Genomic DNA, 25,437 nt, shown 5'->3' with positions numbered 1-25,437 from the left:
ATAAGATTTTTATATAACTTCTATATAAAATTAATTTTATGTTTAATGTAAAAAATACATAAACTATAATAGAATTTTTTATGTATTTTTTAACTAAAATTTAATATTATATATATAGAAAAAGTTATGAAAATAAATATTCTCATAACTTTATATATTTAAATTTTATATACTATCTTTTTGAATATCTTAATATGACAATCCCATTGTCTGAAATATACTCATCTAAGTGTAAATCTATTTTAGGGTTATTACCCAAGAATAATGGTCTACCTTTTCCAAGTATTGTAGGTATTATTCCTATTATATATTCATCTATAATATCTGCTTTTATAAAGTTGTCTACTAATTTCCCTCCTCCAAATAAAAATATGTTCTTTCCTTCTTTTTTTCTTTCTTCTTCTATTACTTTACATATATCGCCATTTATAAAATGTATATTTTCATAATCTTCTAGCTCCTTTGATGTAGCTACATACACCTTTTTGCTTTTGTAGTCATTATGAAAATTTTGGTCATAACATTTTTTTCCCATTACTACAGTATCTACTTCACTTAGAAATTCATTAAAATCCCACTTTTTATCACTATTTAAAGAATTATCTCCATCTCCAACTATCCAGTCAAATCCTCCATCTTCACTTGCTATATATCCATCTATGCTAATTGCTAAGTTTAATATTATTTTTCTTTTCATATTTATGTCTCTCTTTCTTACTAATTTTTTTAGTTTAATTTACATTTTATCATAAAATATTTTAAATTATAAATATATTATAGTACATAGTTTCTTATATTCTATTAAAAATAGATATTATATTAAATTATCAACTTAAAATCATTAATTGTTAGTATTACTATATAAAAAGAGCACCTCTTTTTTAGAGGTGCTCTTTTTTAGCTTATATTAATTTATTTTACATAGCTAATTCAAGATATCCACTTGGGTGGAAGTAGTATATATTTGATGTATTTTTATCTACAAAGAAACCTAAGTCAGTATCATAGTCTGGGAAAAATACATATCCACTTAATCCTTTTTCTTTTAATGCACTAAAGTTATTTTCATCACCTTGGTATGTATAGTTTGCGTCTTGATTATACATTTTTAATAAATCTTTAGCTTGTTCTTGATTTAATACTTTTATAACTTCAACTTTACTTTCTTCTTTTATGTCTGGTTGTACTTTATCATTTGAAACTACTACATTTTCTTCTTGTACTTTATCATCTTCAGTTTTTTGTTTATTTTCAACTTTTGCATTTTCATTAGTAGTTGTATTTTCTTCTTTAGCTACTTGATTATTTTCTTGTTTGTTTTCTTCTTTATTTATTTTATTATCATCTTTTTTAACTTCTTCTTTATTTTCAACTTTTACTGCTTCATTATGTACTTTATTATTGCTTTCATTTTTTATTACTTGTTTATCTATGTTGTTATTTTCTTCTTTATTTACTTCTTCTTTTGTATTAGTGTTTATACCTTCAACTGCTTCTACTTTAGGTTTGTTATTAGAATTTTGTGCAAATATTATGTTGTTTATTGGACTTACAAATAACATCCCTCCACATAATACTGATAATGCTGTTATAGCTCTTTTCATTTTAATCACGTCCTTTTAATTTATATAAATTTATGTAAGTTTTTATTTTATTTCCTTCTATGTATTTATATTAACATATTAAAATTATATATAACAGTTACACGGCTGTTACCTTAGATTACAAGTTCGTAATTAAGGTAACAAGGATGTAACTTTTATATTTATACTTTTTGGGTACAACAAAAATTCGCTTTGCTTGAGCGACGTGTCGGCAAAACACTTCATGTCGCCCACGACTTCGTCTGTTGCTCAAAATATCTTTTTTTGCATTTTAATCTTATTGATATATGTTGTCTATGTAAGCTATCAACAGCTTTATGCTTAATATAAAGTACTGGTATATAAAAAAAGATAGCATAAGCTATCTTTTTAATAAATATCTACTGTTTTAGCACTAACTACATCAATACCTGTGTCTAGTATGTTTTTAACTATAACATCTCCTACACTTATTGGTGCACTTACCTTTATAGTATCTAATTCTCTCATTATTTCAAACATCATATCTTTTGGTATAGATTCTTTTGTTTTTACTGGCAGTAGGTTTAAATATGAATTTTCAAGTCTTACAGTAGTAGTTATAACTCTTTTAGGATTAGTTAACTCTTCTACTCCATACTTTTCTCCTCTTTTACAAGTATTTCCTTCTACTTTATATCCATCATCAGTCTTAGTTACTACTAATGGACATCCCATAGGACATACTATACAAGTTATATTTGCCATATTTAAGCCTCCTTAACACTTACAGTTATATTTTCTTTTATATCTTTAAATAAATCTTTAGATAATTTTATATTTTCCATTTCAGATGGTATCATATGTTTTCTTTTCTTTTCTAATATTACTTTACCATTACTTTCTACTACTAATTTTTTGTTACTGTATATATTTCTAACTCTCATAAATAAATTTATATCTTCATCACAAGTTGTGTCTATATTTTGTGGTACTATATAAGAAATTCCTTCACTTGCTAAAGTTTTTACACTTTCATTATTTTTTAATTTATTTAATGAGTATAGAGCTGCATTTTTACCAGCTATTCTACTTTCTTTTGTAACAAAATCTACTAAGTCATGTACATGAACTACATTACCACAAGCAAATACACCATCTATATTAGTTTCCATGCTATTTCTAACTATTGGTCCACTAGTTTTACTATCTAGACTTACTCCTAAATCAACACTTAACTCATTTTCTGGTATAAGTCCTACTGATAAAAGTACTGTATCACATGGTATATATTCTTCTGTTCCTTTTATAGGCTTTCTATTTTCATCAAGTTTTGAAAGTGTAACTCCTTTAACTCTTTCTTTTCCATGAATATAACTTATACCTGTGCTTAACATTAAAGGTATATTAAAATCATCTAAACACTGTACTATATTTCTAGTAAGCCCACTACTGTGAGGATTAACTTCTACTACTGCCTTAACTTTAGCGCCTTCTAATGTCATACGTCTTGCCATTATAAGACCAATGTCTCCTGATCCATATATAACTATTTCTTTACCTACCATATATCCTTCCATATTTGATAGCCTTTGAGCTGCTCCTGCGTTATATACTCCTGCACATCTATATCCTGGTATATCGATTGCACCTCTAGTTCTTTCTCTACATCCCATAGCAAGAACGATTGAATCTGCACTTATATTTATAAGTCCATCTTCTCCAAGTGCTTCTATAGTTTTATCTTTAGTTATATTAAGTACCATAGTATTTAGCATATAATCTATATTTTCTTCTTTTATCATTTCTATAAATCTATGAGCATACTCAGGCCCTGTTAGTTCTTCTTTAAATTCATGAAGTCCAAATCCATTGTGTATACATTGATTAAGTATTCCACCTAATTCTCTGTCTCTTTCTATTATAAGTACATCTTTTGCACCATTTTTCTTAGCTTCATAAGCTGCTCCAAGACCTGCTGGTCCTCCTCCAACAACAACAACATTATATTTCAACTAACTCACCCCTCATTTCCTTAACTTTACCTACTACCATGTTTGATTTGTCATAATCTTTTAATACATCTTCAACATTTATCTTAAGTTCTCTAGCTATTATTTCTATAACTTTAGGACCACAAAAACCACCTTGGCATCTTCCCATTCCTGGTCTTACTCTTCTTTTAACTCCATCTACAGTTTTAGCTCCACATGGAGATTTTATAGCATCTATTATTTCACCTTCTGTTACCATTTCACATCTACATATTATCTTTTTATATCTTTCATCTTTTTTTGCTATTTCTTCTTTTTCCTTAGTGCTCATATGTGAAAATGGCTTATTTTTTCTTCTTATTGGGTTAAAGTTTGTGTTTTTCTCTAAGTTTAATCCCTCTTCTTTTAGAATTTCTACTACATATTTTGCAATAGCTGGTGATGAAGCTAACCCAGGTGATTCTATTCCACCTACATTTATAAAGTTTTTGCATTTATCTGATGCAAATATCATAAAGTCTCCTGTATTTGGTGTTGCTCTAAGTCCTGCAAAAGATGTTATTGTCTTTCTAAAATCTATATTTTCTATACTTTTTCTTGAGGCATTAACTACTTCTTCTATACCTTCTCTACTTGTAGATATATCTTCTTTGTCATCTACAACATTTGCATTTGGACCAACTAATAAGTTTCCATGAACTGTTTGAGTTACTAATACACCTTTACCTTTTTTTGTTGGGCATTGGAATAATGTATGATTTGCTATTTTCCCTTCAGATTTATCTAGTATTTTGTACTCTCCTTTTCTAGGTATGATATAATACTCATCTCCGCCTATCATATTGTTTATTTTGTCACTGTATACTCCAGCTGCGTTTATTACATATTTTGATTTTATTATTTTGCCATTTTTTAGTTTTATATTAAATTCATCATCTATTTTATTAATATCTACTACTTCACTTTCTAATTTTAAATCTACTCCATTTGTTATAGCATTTTCCATAAGTGCTATATTTAAATTAAATGGACAAACTATACCTGCTACTTCACAAAGTAGTGCACTTACTACGTTTTTATTTACACTAGGCTCAAGTTTTAATACTTCTTCTTTGTTTAGTATTTTTAGACCTTCTACACCATTTTTTATTCCTCTATCATAAAGTTGTTGTATATGTTTTTTATCTTCTTCATCGAAAGCTAAAACTAAAGAACCATTTTGTTTAAATTCTACATTTAGCTCCTTACAAAGTTTAGGATACAACTTGTTACCTTCTACATTTAATCTTGCCTTTAAACTTCCTTCATGTGCATCATATCCACCATGTACTATAGCACTATTTGCTTTAGTAGTTCCTTGACAAACTTCAACTCCCTTTTCTAGTACTACTGTTTTTAAATTATATTTAGATAATTCACGAGCTATAGAGCTTCCCACAATTCCAGCTCCTATTATTGCTATATCATACATAACTTTCCCTCCAACTTATGTTTTTTCTAAAAAAAGACAGAGAGCCCCCTATACGTTGTATAGAAGGCTCTCTCATCTCTTAGCCAAAAATATTTAAATATTGTACTTAATAAAATTCACTTTGTTATAATTTGTAAATTATAGATATTACTTTAAAATTGTAAACATTTTCCTTCATATATTAATTATATACTATAAAATATTTTTTGTCACTAATTTTATATTAACTCTCAACTGATGCTAATTCAGATTTAAGTTCTTCATCTTCTCTTGCCCAATCAAGACTTCTTTGTACTGCTTTTTTCCATCCTTTATATAATAAGTTTCTCTTTGCATCACTCATATTAGGAGTAAACTCTTTATCTATTATCCAAGATTTTTTAATATCTTCTTTGCTATCATAAAATCCTACAGCCAATCCTGCTAGGTAAGCTGCTCCTAGTGCAGTAGTTTCTACTACTTTTGGTCTATTTATATTTGCATCTAATATATCAGACTGGAACTGCATTAAGAAATTATTTGCACTTGCTCCTCCATCTACTTTAAGACCATTTAGCTTTAGTCCTGAATCTTCTTGCATAGCATTTAATACATCTTTAACTTGGTATGCTATTGATTCAAGTGTTGCACGAACTAAATGTGCTCTATTAGCACCACGAGTAAGTCCCATTACGCTACCTCTTGCATACATATCCCAATATGGTGCTCCAAGCCCTGCAAATGCCGGTACTACATATACTCCATTAGTATCATCTACACTTTGAGCATAAAATTCACTTTGGCTAGCATCATATAATATTCTAAGTTCATCTCTTAACCATTGTATAGATGCACCACCTATAAATATACTTCCTTCTAATGCATATTCAACTTTCCCATCTACACCCCAAGCTATTGTTGTTAATAATCCATTTTTAGATTCTACCATATTTTCTCCAGTATTCATTAACATAAAGCAACCTGTTCCATAAGTGTTTTTTGCACTTCCTTCTTCAAAACAAGTTTGCCCAAATAGTGCTGCTTGTTGGTCTCCTGCACATCCTGCTATTGGTATTTCAGCTCCTGCTAACATTTCTTTGTCTGTGTGTCCATATACACAGCTAGATGGTTTTACTTCTGGTAACATACTCTTTGGTATGTTTAACATTTCAAGTATTTCATCATCCCATTTTAACTCTTTTATATTATAAAGCATAGTTCTAGCAGCATTTGAGTAATCAGTTACGTGTACCTTTCCACGAGTTAAATTCCATATTAACCAAGTATCTACTGTACCAAATAATAGATCTCCATTTTCTGCTTTTTCTCTTGCACCTTCTACATTATCAAGTATCCATTTTATTTTAGTTGCTGAAAAATATGCATCTAGTATAAGTCCTGTTTTTTCTTTTATAGTATCTTTGTATCCTTTAGCTTCTAATTCATCACATATACCTGATGTTCTTCTACATTGCCAAACTATCGCATTGTATATTGGCTTTCCTGTATTTTTATCCCAAACTATTGTAGTTTCTCTTTGGTTAGTTATACCTATTGCACAAACTTCATCTGGTCTTATAGAATTAGTTTCTAGAACTTCTCTCATAACTCCACTTTGGCTTCCCCATATTTCCATAGGGTTATGTTCTACCCATCCTGCATTTGGATAAAATTGAGTAAATTCTTTTTGAGAAGTTGCTATTATGTTTCCACTCTTATCAAATAATATTGCTCTTGAACTTGTTGTTCCTTGATCTAGCGCCATTATATACTTTCTTTCCATACAAATCCCTCCCTGAAATTTTAAAATTTATATTTATAATTATTGTTGTATTTAATGTTTCTACTTAGATGTTTCTGTAACCTCTTCATCATCTAAATATCTTTTTACACCTTTGTCATATACAAATCCTGCAAGTAAACCACCTATAATTGGACCTACTATTGGAACTAAGAAATACATATTTTCTCCTAATGCATTAGTTCCCCATCCTGCTATCATTGCAAATAATTTTGGTCCAAGATCTCTTGATGGATTCATTGCAAATCCTGTTAGTACTCCAAAACTTGCACCTATTATAGCTATTGTTAAACCTATCATAACTGGTGCTAAATTAGCATGAGGCTTGTTTGAGTTTTTAGCTTCTCCAACTGCAAGTATAACCATAACTAAAAGCATTGTTATTATTATTTCTGTAAATAAAGCTGTCATTATACTTATATCAGCATGTGGGTATGTTGAGAATATTCCCGCTGTAGTCATACCACTTGCACTTGCTCTTACTATATTATTAGCATTTTCAAAAGATATGAATAAGTTCTTAAATAAAAAGTAAACTGTAGCAGCTCCTACAAAACATCCTAGTATTTGAGCTATTATGTACGGTAAGACCTTTTTCTTTGGAAAATCCCTATACACCATTAAAGCTATAGTAACTGCTGGGTTTATATGTGTACCCGACACTGCTCCTGTAACATATATTGCCATGGTAACAGCAAGGCCCCATATTATACCGATTTCCCACTGTGAAATACTAGCTCCATTTAATACAAGTGATGCAACTGATCCACAACCTATAAATATTAGTATCCAGGATCCTATAAATTCAGAGATACACTCTCCCATCAATGTTTTTTTCAACTTAATTCCCCCTTAATTTTTATAAAATCAATTTTTTGTAAAAAAACAGAGAGAGCTCATAGTAAAAAAACTATTAGCTCTCTCGTCTCCAGCCTAGTATTGATTTAATTAAATAATAATAAAAAAACTTTTTCCCGTCAATATTTTTTAAGGTTAAGTTTTTAACATTGCAGTTAAGTTTTTAACAGCCTTTTTTTAATCCTTACCATATACTTTTATCTGTAGTTGAAACTGCCATAGCACCACAAGATAATATATTTATAACTTCTTCTTTTTCATCTATAAGTCCACCACATATTATTGGTATATTAGGATAAGTTTTATTTATTCTTTTTACTATCTTTGGCATTATTCCAGGCATTATTTCTATAGCTTGAGGCTTTACTTTCCTTAAGCTTTCTATAGCATTTTCAAGTGACATTGAGTCTATAAAGAAAAACCTTTGCACAACATCTAGGTTTAGCTCTAATGCCCTTTTTACAATATTAGTTTTAGTAGTTATTATTCCATCTAATTTTACTTCTCTTTTTATATAATCAACAATAACCGGATTTGATGCTATTCCAGATATCATATCTATATGAACAAATACCTTTTTATCATATTTATGAAGATATTCGATTATTTTTTTTAAATTAAGTATATCTCCATTTAATAAAAATACAATATCACAATCTGATTTTGCTACAGCTTCTAAGTTTTCGTCATTTTTAATTGCACCTATTATAGGATTTACTTCTAAAATTTCTCTCATTTTTTCCCTCCAAATTTGTATGCGTCTATATTTATTATACATTAATAAAAAAAAGTGCAATATTAATTATTTTTTTAACAAATTTTAAAATATAAAGGAGGAACGATTCGTTCCTCCTTTATATTTAGTCCATTTAATTATTTATAGTCATTTTGATTTCGTAAATCATCCCAAAAATTTTCTACATTAACTACTTCTTTATTTATCCCTTTATAACCATCCTAATAAAATTTTTGATTAATATGTATTCAACTTTTAGTTACATTAGCTTTATATAATAAAAAAGTTGGACTATAGATTAGCCCAACTTTTATTTATTCTTAATATTAGTATATTTTTATAAATTCTTCTAATAATGAACTAGCATTTTTAGCTGCTATTGGTAAGAATTCCTCATATGATAAATCAGCTTCTCCATTGGCTTTATCAGATATTGAACGAAGTATAACAAATGGTATATCATTTAAGTAAGCTACTTGTGCCATAGCTGCTCCTTCCATTTCTACTGCCTCTACATCTTTAAAATTATCTTTTATTTTTTTAGCAATATCTCCACCTGCTACAAATTGGTCTCCTGTAGCTACCATTCCATCTACTATATTTACACCTTTTACATTCTTAGCAGCTTCTTTTGCTTTATTTATCATATTTTTATCTGCATCAAAGAATCTTTTATTTAATCTTGATATTTCTCCAAGTGGATCTCCAAATGCTGTTGTATCAAAATCATGCTGAACTGTAGTTGTTGATATAACTACATCTCCTTGATTTAAATCTTCATTCATAGTCCCAGCAACTCCAGAATTTACAAGAGCTGATACATTAAATTTATCAACTAAAACTTGAGTACACATAGCCATATTAACTTTTCCTACACCAGAACGAACTAACACTATATTTTTATCATGTAATGTTCCTTTGTAAAATTTTATACCTGCTATAGTCGTAGTTTCTTTTATATCCATCTTTTCTTTTAATATTTCTACTTCTTCTTCCATAGCCCCTATTATACCTAATACATTTTCATTTCCTGTTTCTGATTGTGATGTACATCCTACCATTAAAAATATTGATAATAATATTGTTGGTAGTAAAACTAATATTTTTTTCATTTTCTAATTACTCCTTAATTTTATGTCAAAATCATTTTACAATATTATTTATATCATTATTTTCATACATTTTCAATATTTTTTTATATTTTTTATGTATTATTATGAATTTTTATATATTTAAATTAAATAAAGTTCGTTTTTTTACTTTGTAATATATCTATTAGACACTTTAATTTTTATAAAAAAATAGATATAATAAGTTATTGAAAAACTTACTATATCTATACTTTTATCATATATTTTTTATGTTTTGATTATATGTACTTAAAATAACTGACTAAATATATGTGTATGTTCATTAAATATATTTATACCTATGCCTATAAGTATAATTCCACCTATAAGTTCTGCATATCCATTAAATACGTTTCCTATTTTTTTACCTATAAAAACTCCAAATAAACACATTATAAATGTTATAACACCTATAGCTATTGATACCTCTACTATGTTTATACTTAAAAAAGCAAAACTTATTCCCACTGCTAAAGCATCTATACTAGTAGCTACAGATAACACTAAAATATCCTTTGTAGAAAGCTCTTCTTCAGATGTAGCAGCTAACAAAGTATCTACTTCATTTGCTTCTTTTCTTTCATCTATAAATCCTTTTATCATTTTATATCCTAAGTAACTTAATAATATAAGTGCTATCCAATGATCTATAGATTTTATGTACTTTTCAAATCCAATACCCATAACCCACCCTAAAAGTGGCATTCCACCTTGAAATATTCCAAAGAATAAGGCTATTTTTATACCTAAAGATTTTGTTAAATGTTTAATAGTCATTCCTTTTGTTACCGATACAGCAAAAGCATCCATTGAAAGTGCTAAAGCTGTAAATAATACTGCTGTAATACTCATAATTGCCTCCTAATTTTTTATTTTTGCAAAAAAATAACGAGACTCTAGGTATGCAAAATAAGCATACCTGAGTCTCGTTTTTTAAGATTAGACCAGACTATTTAGTCATTATGTTGACCTAATCACACAATACGTGCAAACTACTCCCTCAGTATGATAGGATATACATCTTATTATAATACAAATTTATATATAAATAAAGTTTTTAATCATTTAGTATATAAAAAATAGATAGACTTATTTTTATATAAGTCTATCTATTTTTAACTAAGTATATATTATTCATTTATAGGCTTTTTTAAAGCTGCTAATGCTATCATACCTACTACTGAACCTATTGCTATTGCAGCTAAGTATCCTAAAGGGTTACCAACAACTGGAACAACAAATATTCCTCCATGTGGTGCTCTTAGTGTTGCGTTAAACATCATACTAAGTGCTCCTGCTGTTGCTGAACCTAATACACAAGCTGGTATAACTTTAAGTGGGTCTGCTGCTGCAAATGGTATTGCCCCTTCTGTTATAAATGATAATCCCATTACATAGTTAACCTTACCTGATTCTCTTTCTTCTTTTGTAAATCTATTTTTAAAGAAAGTTGTAGCAAGTGCTATTGCTAAAGGAGGTACCATACCACCTGCCATAACTGCTGCCATTATTTCAAATTGACCTGATTGTAGTGATGCTACTCCAAATACATAAGCTGCTTTATTTATTGGTCCACCCATATCTATTGCCATCATACCACCAAGTATTAATCCAAGTATTAATTTAGAGCTTGTTCCAAGTCCATTTAAGAAATTAGTTATTCCTAAATTAAGTGCTGCTACTGGAGGTATTATTATAAATGTCATTATAATACCCATTAAAAGTGTTCCAAATAGAGGATATAAAAGTACTGGCTTTATACCATCTAGTGAATCTGGTAATACACTAAATACTTTCTTAAGTCCTACTACTAAGTATCCTGCTATAAAACCGGCAAGTAATGCTCCTAAGAAACCTGAACCACCAGTATTTGCTAATGCGCCTCCAACAAATCCTACTACTAAAGCTGGTCTATCAGCTATACTATATGCAATATATCCTGCTAGTACTGGTAACATAAATTTAAAAGCAGTATCTCCTATTGATTTAAAGAAGGCTGCAAGTGGTGTGTTTGACCCAAAAGTATCTGGGTTTATTGAGTAATCATCAAGTAAAAATGCTAAAGCTATTAGTATACCTCCGCTTACTACAAATGGTAGCATGTTTGATACACCATTCATTAAATGCTTATATACTTTTCTAAATGTACTTTCGTCACTACTTTCTTCTTTTGTTTCTACATTGCCGCCGTGATTATATATAGGTGCATCTCCATTTTCTGCTTTAGTTATTAACTCTTCTGCTTTGTGTATTCCATCAGCAACTTTAGTTATTATAACTTTTTTTCCGTTAAATCTAGCCATATCAACTTTTTTATCTGCTGCTACTATTATAGCTGTTGCATTTTCTATTTCTTCTTTAGTTAATACATTTTTAGCCCCAGATGAACCATTAGTTTCTACCTTTATGCTAACGCCCATTTTATCAGCTTGTTTGTTTAGGCTTTCTGCCGCCATAAAAGTATGTGCTATACCTGTTGGGCAAGCTGTAACTGCTAATACTTTTGGGTATTTTGAAGCTTTTTCTTTAATTACTTCTATTTTTTCTTCTTTTTCCTCTGGAAATTTCTCTTTTTCTTTTTTATCTATTAAACTTAAAAACTCATCTTCACTTTTAGCATTTATAAGTTTTTCTCTAAATTCTTCATCCATTAGTATTGTAGATAATTTTGATAATACTTCTAAGTGAGTATTATTAGCTCCCTCTGGTGCTGCTATCATAAAAAATAAATGTGATAGGCTACCATCAAAAGATTCATAATCTACACCATCTTTACAAACAGCTGCAGCTAAACAAGCATTTTTAACTGAACTAGTTTTAGCATGAGGTATAGCTATTCCCTCTCCTATTCCTGTTGTACTTTGATTTTCACGAGCTATTATTGCTTTTTTATATTCTTCTTTATTATTTAAATTGCCACTATTTTCTACTAAATCTACTAGTTTATCTATTGCATCACTTTTATCAGCTGCTTTTAAGTTGAGATTTATAGATTTTTTATTTATTAAATCTACTATTTTCATAGCTTATCTCCTTTCTACATTTATTTCATCTATTAAGCTATATATATGTTCTTTATTTGCTAAATCATTAGAAAAAGCTGTCGCACCTCCACTAGCTGCTCCTAGCTTTAAAGCTTCCTTGTAATCTTTTGAATTTAGATATCCAGCTATAAATCCAGCTACCATAGAATCTCCTGCACCTACTGAGTTTTTAACTTTTCCTTTTGCTGCGTTACTTATAAATGTTTCTCCATTTTCTGTTATAAGTAATGCTCCATCTTTTCCTCTTGATACTAATACATTTTTAGCTCCCATATCTTTTAACTTTCTAGCATAAGTTATTATGTCATCAGTAGTTTCTAATTTAACATTGAATAATTCTTCTAATTCATGGTTGTTTGGTTTTATTAAAAATGGTTTATGTTTTAACACATTTATTAATAAATTTTTAGTTGCATCTACTACTATTTTTATATTTTTATTTTCTAGCCTTTTCATTATATTTTCATAAAGAGAAGAATCTAAAGTATTGGGTATACTTCCTGCTAATACTAATACATCATTTTCTCTAAGAGCATCTAATTTTTCATATAATCTATTTAAGTCTTTGTCACTTATATTTGGACCTTGACCATTTATCTCTGTTTCTTCATCACTTTTAACCTTAACATTTATTCTTGTAAATCCATTTTCTATATTTATAAAATCTTCATTTAATCCTTTGTCTCTTAATACATCTTTTATATAATTACCAGTAAATCCACTAACAAATCCTAGTGCTCTACTTTCATATCCTAGTTCTTTTAATATTAAAGATACGTTTATACCTTTACCACCTGGATATACATGTTCTTCTTTAGTTCTATTTACTTCTCCATTTTTTAGATTATCTAGCTTTATTACATAATCTATAGATGGATTAAGTGTAACTGTATAAATCATTTTATCACCTCGTTGTGTTATCCTATATATTTATAATATTTCAGAATACCTTTTCCTAAAAGACAAAAAATTTCTCTTACTTAAAAGAGAAATTTATCTATTAAATATAAATGCATATTTTTGCCTTTATTATATTAAATTTTTTACAAGTTATAAGTTAAACTAGATTTACTTAAACATAGCTATAAACTTATCATAATTTTTAGATTCACATATACTTATAACTTTAGCTATAGAATCTATTCTTTTGTATATATTTGAAAGTAAGTCTTCATAATTTAGCGTACTATCTTTTTGTATACAAAGCATTACTATAAGCCTTACGTCTCCTACTTCCCAGTTTATGCTTTTTTTAAATATTCCTATTGCTATAGCATTTTTATAAACCTTTCCTTTAGCTCCATGAGGAATAGCTACCATATTCCCAATTTCTGTTGTAGCTATCTTTTCTCTATCTATATAAGATAATTTCATTTCTTCATCTATATAGTTCTTTTTAAGTAATTTATCAGACATATAATCTATTACGTCATATTTATTATCAAAATCTAAGTCTGTAAAGAATAAATCCTTATCAAATATTTCAGATAAATTTATATTATAATAAATTTTACCTGTATCTATAAACTTTTCTATTATCATTATTTCCTTTTCATCTAAAAATGGTGATACATTTATAACAGGAATATTTTTAATATCTATAGGTACCGTAGATATTATAAAATCTACATCAAGTACTCCTATAAAATCTATTAAGTAAGAAGGAATTACTTTTAGTATTTCAATTCTTTTATCAAATTTAGCTTCAATCTTTGCCTTTATAAGCATAGATGTTCCAATGCCTGATGCACATACTATTATAGCTTTTAATACTTTTTTGTTTTCTTTATGAGAAGTTCTTTGTAATGCTCCTCCTATATGAATTGCAATATTTGCAATCTCATTTTCATCTATTTTAATATCTAAATCTTTTTCTAATGTATTTTTTGCAATAGTTGCTAGTTCAAATGCAAATGGATACTTAGCCTTTATATCGCTTGCTATTATACTTTGAGTATTTATGTTTAGTTCTTTATTAGTACAAAAACTAAGTATATGCTTATATAAATACTTTTTAAATATATTATCATTACTTAAATCTATAGATGTAGCTAATTTTAAATTTTTAATAAACTCATCTATAGAGCTTAGTACTTTTTCTTCATATTCTTTATTGTAATTACTGTTTATTTTTTCTTGGTAGTTATTAATATATATTTTTATAAATTCTTTATAATTATTATTATCTTCTAATGATAGTGATAGTAGTATATAATTGAATATATTATTAAATTCATAATCAGTAAATATTATATGTTTTTTATGTATATTGTATAATATTTCACTTCTTATTGAAGATATATTTGAAGCTACAATGTCACTAAAAAAGTCTTCAATATTTATGTTTTTGTACTTTAAGCTACTTTCTATTATACACTTTATTATATTTTTAGTATCTCCTGAAATACTAATACCTAGCTTATGTTTTGATATAGTTTTTAAATTATAATTTTCAAGTATAACTTTAACTTCTTTTAAGTCATTTTTTATGGTAGATAGACTAACATACATTTCATCTGCTAAACTTTCTATTTTCAATGTTTTATCTTTATAAAGTAGTAGTATCTTTTTTAATATATATCCTACTCTATCTATATTAACGTTAGTTTGTTCATCATCTTTATCAATAATAGAATCTACATTTCCAACTAATATATATCCTTTTCCTCTTATAGAATCTATTTTTACATTTTCTAAAGTAGAGTTTATCTCTTTTATTTCTCCTTGAACTGTTTTTGTAGAACAATCTAGTTCATATGCTAAAGCCTTACTAGTTATAGGTTGTGTACTTTTGTTTAATATATTAATTATCTTAACTTGTCTACTGTTTAAAATATATGTCAATATCATCAATCCTTATTATAATTTTTTATCTATTATTTTATTCTACTATAAGTGTAATTATAGTTTCAAATAAAAATTTATTTTCATTTACTAAGTATTTATCATTTATTTTTAAAGTAAAGTAACCTATACATAAGCATCTTTAAAGCTTATATACAGATTACTAATTAATATACATCAGACATTTCTAAATCTACTATTTTATTTATATCTTTTATACTTGAACCTTCATTTTGCATTTCATTTACTTTCAAATGTCTAGGAAGGCATATCTTAAAAGTAGAACCTTTATTTATTTCACTTTCTATTTGTATTTTTCCATCATGAATATCTATTATTTCCTTTACTATACAAAGTCCTATTCCACTACCTTCATTGTGTCTAGTATATAAGTTGTCCACTTGATAAAATCTATGAAATATATAATCAACCTTTTCTTTTGATATACCTACTCCATTATCTTTTACTTCAATAACTACATTTTCTTTTTCTTTATAAATATACACACTTATAACTCCATTTTCAGGTGTAAACTTTATAGCATTTGATAACAAATTTAATATAACTCTTTGAATTTGAAATATATCTATAGCTACTTTTACCTCTTCACATTCTGTGTCAAATACCATATCAATATTTTTTCTTCTTGCAAAATCTATACTAGACTCAAATATATCTTCTACAACACATACTATATTGCAATTTTCTAAGTTTAATTTTAACATTCCAGATTCAGCTTTAGTCATATCTATTATATTATTTGATATTTTAAGCAGTCTATAGGCATTTTTATCTACATTTTCTAGCTTACTTAATATATAATCTTTATCTAGATTTCCTTTTTCAAGACTTTTTTCTAATACTTTAGTTGTTCCTAATATTATATTTATAGGTGTTCTTAATTCATGGCTTAGATTAACTATAAAATCTGATTTTAATTTCTCTCTTTCTTTTGCTCTTTTTTGTATTTCTATTCTTTTTAATTTATCATTTCTAAATCTAATAAAAATTATGATTATACCTATAATAATTATTATTGATATGATTTGTAAAAATATTAAAACTCCTTTCATCCATGTAGGAATTAGTAATTCAAAAGGATCTTTATTTAAAACAACTACATCCTTTATTACAGAAAAAGGATTAATATTATACTCATATATACTGTTATAATCTACGTATGATTTTACTTTAGGTTCTGGAACACTTTTAATATTTTCTATTTTTTCTCCACTTTTTAACTTAATTATCATCTCTCCAATTATACTACCTTGTTCTTGCCCTATATCCATGCTACCACCTAATATCCCAGCATTCATATAGGTTTGATCGTTAGAGTATATTGGTGCACTGCTATAATTTTTTATTGTGCTTATAACTTCTATAGGAGCTATATACTTTCCTGAATTCTCGTACTGAAATTCTCCTCCTATTACATTAATAGTATCTTCTGAGTTTTTAATCTCACTTAATTCTTTTGTTATATCTTCTAAATAATTACTTTTTATATGTCTTATTTTTACTTGATCTTTTAAGTATCTATCTACTATCCTTGTTACTTCCTTATAAATAGAATATCCATATCCTGATTCTTCTGTTATTATATTTATATATCTTGCTTTAGGAGTTAAGTCTTTCATTAAAATCATTAAATCTAATGTATCATCACGGTGATATATACCTGCCATATTTTCTTTTTCTTTGCTAGTTTCTTCTAAATTGTTATCTACTCCACTAAATAAAAGAGGTAATTTATAAAAATTACTATTTATATTTTTTACTTCATTTTTAAAAACTTCATAAGCTTCATCATTTACTGTATATATAACATCTATACTTCCCTTTGGGTACTTTTTACTTAACATATCTTTTAATGATTTTATATATTCTTTATTGTGATTAACTCTAAAATCTAAATATTCAACTTTAAAGTTTATATTTGACTCATTATTATTTGATATATAATTTTTAAGCCCCATTGTTATATTTGATTCCCAGTAATGTCCTTGATGATAAGAGTTTAGTACTAAAACGTTAAATGACGCATCTTTTGTACTTTTTGCATGTATTTTAGATATAAACATCTGTGTCATTAATATAACAGTTAATATGTATATTATTTTCTTAAATTTTGTCATTTATTAAATCTCCCTGTCTCAAAATATACTCAAGATTTAATAATTCTACATTATTTGTTTTTTCCCTTTATTATTTTTATTTAAAATAAATAAACCTAAGGAAATAATCCTTAGGCTATATATTAATATTTATATTTATTACATAGATAATTTAAGTATTTCTTTTATTTCTTCATGAGTAGCAGTTATTGAATTAGTTAAACCACAAGCATCTTTTAATACATTAGCTGCTAAAGTGTCAAAATCTTTTTCTTTCACTCCAAGTTCTTTAAGTCCTGTTGGTATATTTACAGCTTTTGATAATTTTTCTATAGCATTTATACAAGCATTAGCCCCTTCTTCATCATTCATATTAGATACGTCTATGCCCATAAACTTAGCAACATCTTTTAATCTATTTGCACATACTTTAGCATTAAACTTCTCAACTCTTGGAAGTAATACTGCATTACATACTCCATGAGGTGAATCATAAAATCCACCTAATTGATGAGCTATAACATGAACATACCCTAATGATGTATTGTTAAATGCAACTCCTGCTAAACACTCAGCATATGCCATATTTTCACGAGCGATTAAATTTTGTCCATCATTAACTGCGCATATTGGAGTCATATTTTTCTCTACTAAAGCCATTTTAACATGTCTTTCTTCATCTGTTATTATAGAGAATATTGTTAACTCACTACCTGTTCCTGCTGTTGTGTTTACACATATTAGTGGTAATTGAGGTAGTTTTGATTTATTAACACCTTCGTAATCTTTTATTTCTCCTCCATTAGTATGCAAGTATAGCTATTATAGATCATAAAAAGATAGTTGGGCCTATACTATCTAGTAATATTAATAATTTAAGTTTATGCTGTAATAACTTATTTAAGTCTTTGAATTTAAAAGAAGTAGGATATGAATTTATTGCTCAAGGTTCATTATTTAATAGGAATTATATTAAATAATGAACTATATATTCTTAATAGCAATATTTTCTATAGATATACTTTTATTATTAAAGCTTTTATTGTTACATTTGGTAATTATATCGACTGAATAACTTTCGCTATCTTCAAAAACTAAGACGTGTTGTTGATTTAATTGTATAGTTAAAGGTTCTGTTTGAGTATATAAATATCAAATATATTATGAATAAGCTTTATATCATTATTAGTTAATGGTCATCTTACTATAACTTCACTTATACCAATGATATCATTGTCTCTGCTATTTGGAATCATATATTCATTCATAAACTTTCGAGATTTTTCATCATTCATTTGTTGAAATCCAATTTACAATGGAATTCCTTCAAAAAAATTAATATAACTATTTTGCCAAGGCATAGTTCTTGTAAGCATGTTGAAAAACCATTTAAATTTTAAATGCTCAGGTTTTGTAATTTCAATACTTTTTTTATTTAATAAGTTATAAACTTCATCTATATTAACTACATCTAACATAATACAAATTAATCCTCTATGCCCATTGTTGTATAAATCTACCCATTCAGTTTTCCAACCACCTCCATTAGATCTTAAAATATTTATCATCTCAAAATATTCATTTCCAATCCATAAGTTAGAGGCTTTGTTAATAATAATGATATAATTTTTTTCAAGATATTATCCTCCTTATCTCACTATCTTAATTACATATTTTATTTTCTAATTACATTGTAATCATAATACGTATCAAAAAGTTTGAATTTTAGAAATATATTTTAAAATTAGTATAAAACAGGAGCATCTGCTACTATTTTTTATTTAATTATTAATAGATTTAACAAACTCTTCTAAAAATTTAAAATCTATGTTTTTACCAATAATGTTGTATCTAGATACAGTGCTATAACTTAAACTTTTAGCTTTGCCCAGTATTATTTCTAGTAATATACTTTCTTAAAATATGACTATTTTCACTTTTTATTAATTTGTAATTGTGATTACTTTTGAAGTAAAAAATAAGGAGGAACGATTCGTTCCTCCTTGTAGTTTTAGAATTTATAAAGTTTAATTATTTTAATTTTATTCTATTATAATCAAACATTAAGAAACTAAATTTTTCGTCTAATATTGTTCATTACAAATCCACTTTTAGGCAACGTAGGTATCCTTTCTAGGCTATAACTTAAATCCTGATTAGGTACTTCAAACTCAATCTTATTAATAAGAAAATCAATACTAGCTTTCATGATTTCAATTGTAATTTTTTCCCCTGGACAGCGATGACCTTTTGCAGGATCTCCGCCACCTTGAGGAATAAAATCAAATAAGCTCTCATTACGCTCTTTAAAACGCTCTGGTATAAATTCAAAAGGCTTCTCCCATATTCGTGAATCATGATTTGTACCATAAATATCAAGAATAACAAGCATGTCTTTTTTAAATTCGTATTTATTCCAAGCAAAATCCTTTTTTACTCTTGCCCCTAAAAATGGCCCAAATGGGTAATAGCGTCTAACTTCTTGCACAAACATTTCAAAATCTTTACTGTTACCAGACAAAAGTTTTTCTTTACACTCTGGGTGCTCATATAAAGCCAAAGCCGAAAATGTAATAAATGTTGAGATAGCAACAATTGGACGTAGTATGTTGATAAGTTCCACCGCAGCAATTTTAGTATCTAGTTGACTACCATCTAACTCTCTATGAAAAGCCATAGCATAAAGTGCTGAGCTTTCTTCAACCTTAAGCTTACCAGAACGAACATCTTCTATGACTTTTTCTATCCACTCTTCGGCTCTAGATCTAGCTATTTTACCTTTCCAATATCGTGGCCCTACTGCTCCAAGGGCATCAACCATTGCACTAAAATCCTCTGCTCTCTCTTTTACCTCAGATTCTAAGAGAGGAACCCCAGCCCAATTACATGCTACCCAGCATAAAATATACTTTGCCTCATCAAAAAGTACAATCTCCTTATTATCTTTCCATTTACTAATTGATGATTGCAATTTATCCATTAGAAGTTTTGAAAGTTGATTTTGATGATGTGAGTTAGCCAATGACATAAAAAGATTTTTACGATGCCTATGTGATTCTCCATCCATAGACTGTACACCACCTATACCAAACAATGTTTTTTGTACTCGTTTTGGAGCAGCACCATTTCGCTTAAATAACTCTGAATCATAAAAAATCCTTGCTGCTTCCTCTCCAACTATACAGATTGCTTTTTCTCCTAGCAAATGTGTCTCAAATATATCCGACTGATATTTATCTACCCTATTTTTTATAAATAGATATGCCTCTTGGGACATAGCTATAGTATGGTCAATACCTTTATCTTGTGGAACTTGTTCTTTAATTGGCATTATCTTATATACTCCTTTATATTACATGTTTTAAAAATTACTTTGCTCTTTTATTTTTTCCATACAAATTATAAGCTATTCTACTTGTTTATAAAGATATAATAAATGATGGTGTTCTATATAGCTTATTTATCTAATATTTCTTTAAAGTAAAAAATAAGAGGAACTATTCGTTCCTCTTACTAAAATTATAATTTATATAGCTTATTTTTAATTTTATATTACCTAAGCTCATCTATAACAGAACCAATTATCTTAATTCCTTTTTCAATATCCTCAAAATCAAGCCTTGAAAAACCAAGTCTTAATGTATCATGCCCACTATCATCTGTATAAAATACATCTCCACACATAAATATAACGCCTTTTTCATAACACCTAGTTAATAACTCTCTACTATTTATATTGTCTAATTTCAAAAATATATGAAGTCCACCTTCGCCCATAATGTAATCTGTATGTATATATTTTTTTACACATTCTAGTGCAAATTCATATTTTTCTTTATAGAATTTTTTAATTTTTTTCATATACTTTTCAAAGGATCCATTATTTAAATAATCATATAAAATAGCTTGATCTAAAAAAGATACATGAATATTTTTACATCTTTTAACACTTTCTAATTTACTTATAATACTCTTATCAGCTAATATCCAGCCTATTCTCATGCCAGGGAAAAGTACCTTTGAAAAGCTTCCTATATATAATACTCCATTAGATTCACCATCAAGGGCTGCAATTGGACATATGTGAGAACCTGTATGAAGTAGTTCTTCATTAAACCCATCTTCTATTATAGGAACATTGTACTTTTTCATAAGATTATAAAGTTCATATCTTTCTTTGTGTCTCATAACTATACCCGTTGGATTGTGATAAGATGGAACTACAAATGAAAGCTTAACATCATTATTTTTAAGCTCTTTTTCTAAAATCTCTAAATCCATTCCATTGTCAGTCATATCAATTCCTACTATATTTAAATCATAAACCTTAAAAAGCTTTATAGCAGTATTGTGAGTAGGATTTTCACATATAATAGTGTCCCCACTTTTAGTAAATGAAGATAGTATTATATCAAGACCTTCTGTAAATCCATTAGTTATTAATATGTCTTTGTTAGAAGTGTCAACGCCCTTATCCTCCATATATGAAAGTAAATAGTTAATAAGTGGTTGATATCCTTTTGCATAGCCATAGTTAAGTAGCTTATGACCTTCAAGAGATATTCTATTTAAAAATGATTTTTTTATTTCGTCAATATCAAACAATTCTCCTTGAGGAGATATGCTTTTAAAAGATATTAAATCTTTCTCCCAAGGTATTTCACTTTTTACTATATCAAGTTCTTCGCATAAATTTGCGTATTTATTATATTTTTCATCCCAATTTATATTCCAAGTATTTTCCTTATATACATTAGATATACTTACAAATGTTCCTTTTCCTTTTTGAGAGTGTATAACCCCTTCATCCTTTAATTCTTCAAAAGCAGATATTACTGAATTTCTACTTACATTTAGTATTTCGCTAAGCTCTCTAGTAGAAGGTAATTTGCTTCCTTTATTAAGCATTCCCTTTGATATCATATCTTTTATGTTATTTTTTATTTGTATATATATTGGTTCTTCATCATTAAAATCTATATTTGAAAATATCAAGTGTTATATCACCTCTATATTAATAAGTATTTTTATTATTTATTTAAAATCCTATTTAAAAGGAAAGTTATAACTAATGTAACTATTGAAAATATTAGTCCAATCATTAAAAAAGATATTGTATATATGTTAAATTTTATAATTAAATCTAATAAAAAAATACTTTCATTTTTTAACATTGTACTAATTATAGTTAGTATTATAGATATAATGTAGCATATAACTAATCCATTTAAACTTCCTTGTATATCTTTTTTGCTTAATGTCATATGAGTTGAAATAAAGTAAACTAATATAAGCATTATTATATGACTAATACTAAAAATATCTTTAGTTAAAAACATACTATCTATTATTACTTTTGTTTGTATTAATAAAATATTTATTATACTATTTATATCTATATTATTTAAACTATTTAAATAATCTATGACATTTATATTATTTATAAGATCATTATAAGTATTAGGAGTTAAAATCATCATTATTAACCATATTAAAGCTGTTCCAAATATCATAGGTGCTATTCCTATAAAAAAATCACCTACCCTTTGATACAAACTATTTGATTTATAAGAGTGCTTAACGTATCCAAATACCCCATCTGAAAGTGCTTTTTTAGGTCTAAATAATTTAAAATCAACTATTTTATGATTAAATATTTTTGCCATTATCATATGACTTAACTCATGTACTACCGTTCCTATATATCCTGTAATTACTAGTCCTTTAAATCCAAATGTAGATACTATAAGTCTTTCATTGATAATTTGAATTACATTAAATATAAATCCAAAAACTATAAAAGTACCTAAAACTGCAAATAGATTTTCAAGACTAGTTATTAGAATTTCTATCATTTAATACTCTCCTTATTTAGTTTTACTTAGATAACAAATATAGGAGGAACGAATCGTTCCTCCTTATAGTTTTAGAATTTATAAAATTTTATTAATTACTTTTAAGCTAGTGAATATTCTATTATCTTATCTATTAACTCACTATACTCTATACCTCTAGCTTTTGCACTTTGAGGTATTAAACTAGTAGCAGTCATTCCTGGTAATGTGTTAAGTTCTAAAACGTAAGGTACTCCTTCACTTATTATAACATCAACTCTTACATAAACTCTACAGTTAAAAGCATCCCAACATTTTTTAGAAACTTCATTTACTTTTTCTTGTAAATCTTTATCTAAGTATACTACTTCTTCTTTTGCACCTTTTCCATCTTGTGAGTATTTAGCTTCATAATCAAAGAATTCATTTTCTGTTTTTATAGATATTGTTGGGAATACTTCTCCGTTTAATATAAATGAAGTGTATTCTTCACCTTTTATATATTTTTCTATCATAGCTTCTTTATCATATTTTAATACTTCTTTAACTGCATCATATATTTCACTTTTATCTTTTATTAAAAATGTAGCTACACTAGAACCCCCACTATTTGGCTTTATAAATAAAGGATATCCAATCTCTTCTATTTTGTCATAATCTATTTTATCTAAGTCCTTTACAGTAGTCCAAGGAGCTGTTGGTATGTTTCCTTCTTTTAATATTTTTTTACTCATATTTTTGTCCATACATAAACCACTAGTTAAAGGTCCACATCCTGAGTATGGTATATCCATTGCTTCAAGTATTGCTTGAACTGTTCCGTCTTCTCCAAATTCTCCATGTAGTGCAAGTAGTGCAAAGTCTAATCCTTTTGCTTTTTCAAATATATCTTGTTTTGAATCTAATATTACTTCTACTACTTCATATTTATTTTTATCTATGCTACCTAGTATTCCTCTTCCTGATTTTAGTGATACTTCTCTTTCTGAAGATACACCACCCATTATAACTCCAACCTTCATCATTTTATCCATCTCCTATATGTCAATTAGTTCTTTTCTTGTTTATATTAAGATTATATGATTAAATGAGCTTTATTTAAAGTACCACATATATGTAAGTTTTAAGTAGTAGTGGTACCACTGTTATTTTCATATAAAAAGCCATATATAAGTATGAATATATTTCTACTTATATATGGCTTTTTTTAAATTAATATTATTTGCAAAGTTATATTAAGCATTATTTAGTTTATTTTTATTGCTAATGCAACATTTATTTTAGTATATACATATATATTTAACATTAAAATATCATATTGTAAATAAATGCTGAAACTATAGCTCCACATATAGGTGCTATAACTGGTATTGGAGCATATTGCCAGTCAGAATCTCCTTTATTTGGAACTGGTAGTATAAAATGTGCAAGTCTTGGCCCTAAATCTCTAGCTGGATTTATAGCATATCCTGTAGGTCCTCCTAAACTTAAACCTATGCCCCATACTACTATACCTACTGCAATCGGACTTATTCCTTCAGCTAATGTATATGCTCCTATACCTAATATTGCAAACATTAATATAAAAGTTCCTATAAATTCAGTTATAAAGTTTGACTTTAAGTTTCTAACTTCTGGAGCTGTACAAAATACACCTAATTTAATACTTTTATCTTCAGTTAATTTAAAATGGTCATAATAAGAAATTAATACTAATGAAGCTCCTATAAATGCTCCTATAAATTGTGCTATTAAATACATTGGAACATCTTCCCACGGAAACTTTCCAATAGATGCAAGAGCTAATGTTACTGCTGGATTAAAATGAGCTCCACTTATATTACCAAACATAAATACTGGTATGGTAACTGCAAATGCCCACCCAGCTGTTATAGATATTATTCCACCATTTACACCTTTTGTTTTTTTAAGTATTACATTAGCTACAACTCCGTCTCCTAGTAATACTAATATCATCGTTCCTACTAATTCTGCAAAAAATCTTAAATCCATAATATTTCTCCCATTAAATTCCCCCCTCATTTCTGAAGGGGGATAATACTAGCT

General features: G+C 27.5%; 21 protein-coding genes. All 21 read right to left on the bottom strand.

Annotated elements, in window-relative coordinates; genetic code table 11:
* Positions 1–172 precede the first annotated feature (172 nt).
* The 21 genes from I4U66_RS02960 to I4U66_RS02860 all read right to left on the bottom strand — a co-directional run bounded on the left by I4U66_RS02960 (position 173) and on the right by I4U66_RS02860 (position 25,383).
* Entirely contained in the window at positions 173–697 is a 525-nt protein-coding gene (locus I4U66_RS02960; RefSeq protein ID WP_166505242.1) for a dihydrofolate reductase family protein, read from the bottom strand.
* Between the two features lie 220 nt (positions 698–917).
* Positions 918–1,604 carry a hypothetical protein gene (locus I4U66_RS02955; protein ID WP_195928446.1) on the bottom strand — a complete coding sequence of 229 codons (687 nt, stop codon included), beginning with the start codon at positions 1,602–1,604 and terminating at the stop codon, positions 918–920.
* A 369-nt stretch (positions 1,605–1,973) separates the two neighbouring features.
* Positions 1,974–2,330, bottom strand: coding sequence for a DUF1667 domain-containing protein (locus I4U66_RS02950; protein WP_166505241.1), 357 nt, complete (start codon positions 2,328–2,330; stop codon positions 1,974–1,976).
* A 2-nt stretch (positions 2,331–2,332) separates the two neighbouring features.
* Positions 2,333–3,577 carry an NAD(P)/FAD-dependent oxidoreductase gene (locus I4U66_RS02945; protein WP_092926306.1) on the bottom strand — a complete coding sequence of 415 codons (1,245 nt, stop codon included), beginning with the start codon at positions 3,575–3,577 and terminating at the stop codon, positions 2,333–2,335.
* Positions 3,567–5,027: an NAD(P)/FAD-dependent oxidoreductase gene (locus I4U66_RS02940; RefSeq protein WP_195928445.1), complete on the bottom strand. Its 1,461-nt coding sequence runs from the start codon at positions 5,025–5,027 to the stop codon at positions 3,567–3,569. Before I4U66_RS02940 ends, I4U66_RS02945 begins: the two co-directional genes overlap by 11 nt.
* Positions 5,028–5,250: 223 nt before the next feature.
* The gene (gene glpK, locus I4U66_RS02935) at positions 5,251–6,789 is read right to left on the bottom strand and encodes a glycerol kinase GlpK (RefSeq protein ID WP_166505239.1); all 1,539 of its coding nucleotides are present in this window, start codon (positions 6,787–6,789) and stop codon (positions 5,251–5,253) included.
* A 60-nt stretch (positions 6,790–6,849) separates the two neighbouring features.
* The gene (locus I4U66_RS02930) at positions 6,850–7,647 is read right to left on the bottom strand and encodes an MIP/aquaporin family protein (RefSeq protein ID WP_092926312.1); all 798 of its coding nucleotides are present in this window, start codon (positions 7,645–7,647) and stop codon (positions 6,850–6,852) included.
* A gap of 202 nt (positions 7,648–7,849) precedes the next feature.
* Entirely contained in the window at positions 7,850–8,401 is a 552-nt protein-coding gene (locus I4U66_RS02925) for a glycerol-3-phosphate responsive antiterminator (RefSeq protein ID WP_092926313.1), read from the bottom strand.
* Between the two features lie 326 nt (positions 8,402–8,727).
* A complete protein-coding gene (locus I4U66_RS02920) occupies positions 8,728–9,513 on the bottom strand; it encodes a 5'-methylthioadenosine/adenosylhomocysteine nucleosidase (protein ID WP_242871329.1) in 786 nt (261 codons plus the stop codon).
* A gap of 267 nt (positions 9,514–9,780) precedes the next feature.
* A complete protein-coding gene (locus I4U66_RS02915) occupies positions 9,781–10,383 on the bottom strand; it encodes a manganese efflux pump MntP (protein ID WP_092926315.1) in 603 nt (200 codons plus the stop codon).
* Positions 10,384–10,661: 278 nt separating this feature from the next.
* The gene (locus I4U66_RS02910; RefSeq protein WP_195928444.1) at positions 10,662–12,554 is read right to left on the bottom strand and encodes a PTS fructose transporter subunit IIABC; all 1,893 of its coding nucleotides are present in this window, start codon (positions 12,552–12,554) and stop codon (positions 10,662–10,664) included.
* A 3-nt stretch (positions 12,555–12,557) separates the two neighbouring features.
* Positions 12,558–13,475, bottom strand: coding sequence for a 1-phosphofructokinase (gene pfkB / locus I4U66_RS02905; RefSeq protein ID WP_195928443.1), 918 nt, complete (start codon positions 13,473–13,475; stop codon positions 12,558–12,560).
* A gap of 168 nt (positions 13,476–13,643) precedes the next feature.
* Positions 13,644–15,425 (bottom strand): BglG family transcription antiterminator, encoded by a 1,782-nt coding sequence (locus tag I4U66_RS02900; protein ID WP_271970330.1) that lies wholly within the window; start codon positions 15,423–15,425, stop codon positions 13,644–13,646.
* 161 nt (positions 15,426–15,586) lie between these two features.
* Complete coding sequence (locus I4U66_RS02895) at positions 15,587–17,557, bottom strand: sensor histidine kinase (protein ID WP_195928442.1); 1,971 nt, start codon at positions 17,555–17,557, stop codon at positions 15,587–15,589.
* A 138-nt stretch (positions 17,558–17,695) separates the two neighbouring features.
* On the bottom strand, positions 17,696–18,349 hold the full coding sequence (locus tag I4U66_RS02890) for an iron-containing alcohol dehydrogenase (RefSeq protein WP_195928441.1): 654 nt from the start codon (positions 18,347–18,349) through the stop codon (positions 17,696–17,698).
* A gap of 497 nt (positions 18,350–18,846) precedes the next feature.
* Positions 18,847–19,104 carry a hypothetical protein gene (locus I4U66_RS02885; protein ID WP_195928440.1) on the bottom strand — a complete coding sequence of 86 codons (258 nt, stop codon included), beginning with the start codon at positions 19,102–19,104 and terminating at the stop codon, positions 18,847–18,849.
* Positions 19,105–19,607: 503 nt separating this feature from the next.
* A complete protein-coding gene (locus tag I4U66_RS02880) occupies positions 19,608–20,867 on the bottom strand; it encodes a cytochrome P450 (RefSeq protein ID WP_207743602.1) in 1,260 nt (419 codons plus the stop codon).
* Positions 20,868–21,088: 221 nt separating this feature from the next.
* Positions 21,089–22,531, bottom strand: a complete 1,443-nt coding sequence (pdxR, locus tag I4U66_RS02875; RefSeq protein WP_195928439.1) for a MocR-like pyridoxine biosynthesis transcription factor PdxR — start codon at positions 22,529–22,531, stop codon at positions 21,089–21,091.
* A gap of 35 nt (positions 22,532–22,566) precedes the next feature.
* On the bottom strand, positions 22,567–23,391 hold the full coding sequence (locus I4U66_RS02870; protein WP_195928438.1) for a hypothetical protein: 825 nt from the start codon (positions 23,389–23,391) through the stop codon (positions 22,567–22,569).
* A gap of 101 nt (positions 23,392–23,492) precedes the next feature.
* Positions 23,493–24,392, bottom strand: a complete 900-nt coding sequence (locus I4U66_RS02865) for a D-alanine--D-alanine ligase (protein ID WP_195928456.1) — start codon at positions 24,390–24,392, stop codon at positions 23,493–23,495.
* Positions 24,393–24,675: 283 nt separating this feature from the next.
* Entirely contained in the window at positions 24,676–25,383 is a 708-nt protein-coding gene (locus I4U66_RS02860) for an MIP/aquaporin family protein (RefSeq protein WP_195928437.1), read from the bottom strand.
* Positions 25,384–25,437 lie beyond the last annotated feature (54 nt).

Source organism: Romboutsia sp. D33t1_170424_H2 (genome assembly GCF_015669105.1).
Classification (GTDB): Bacteria; Bacillota; Clostridia; order Peptostreptococcales; family Peptostreptococcaceae; genus Romboutsia_C; species Romboutsia_C hominis.
This window is presented reverse-complemented; position numbering and strand designations above follow the sequence as displayed.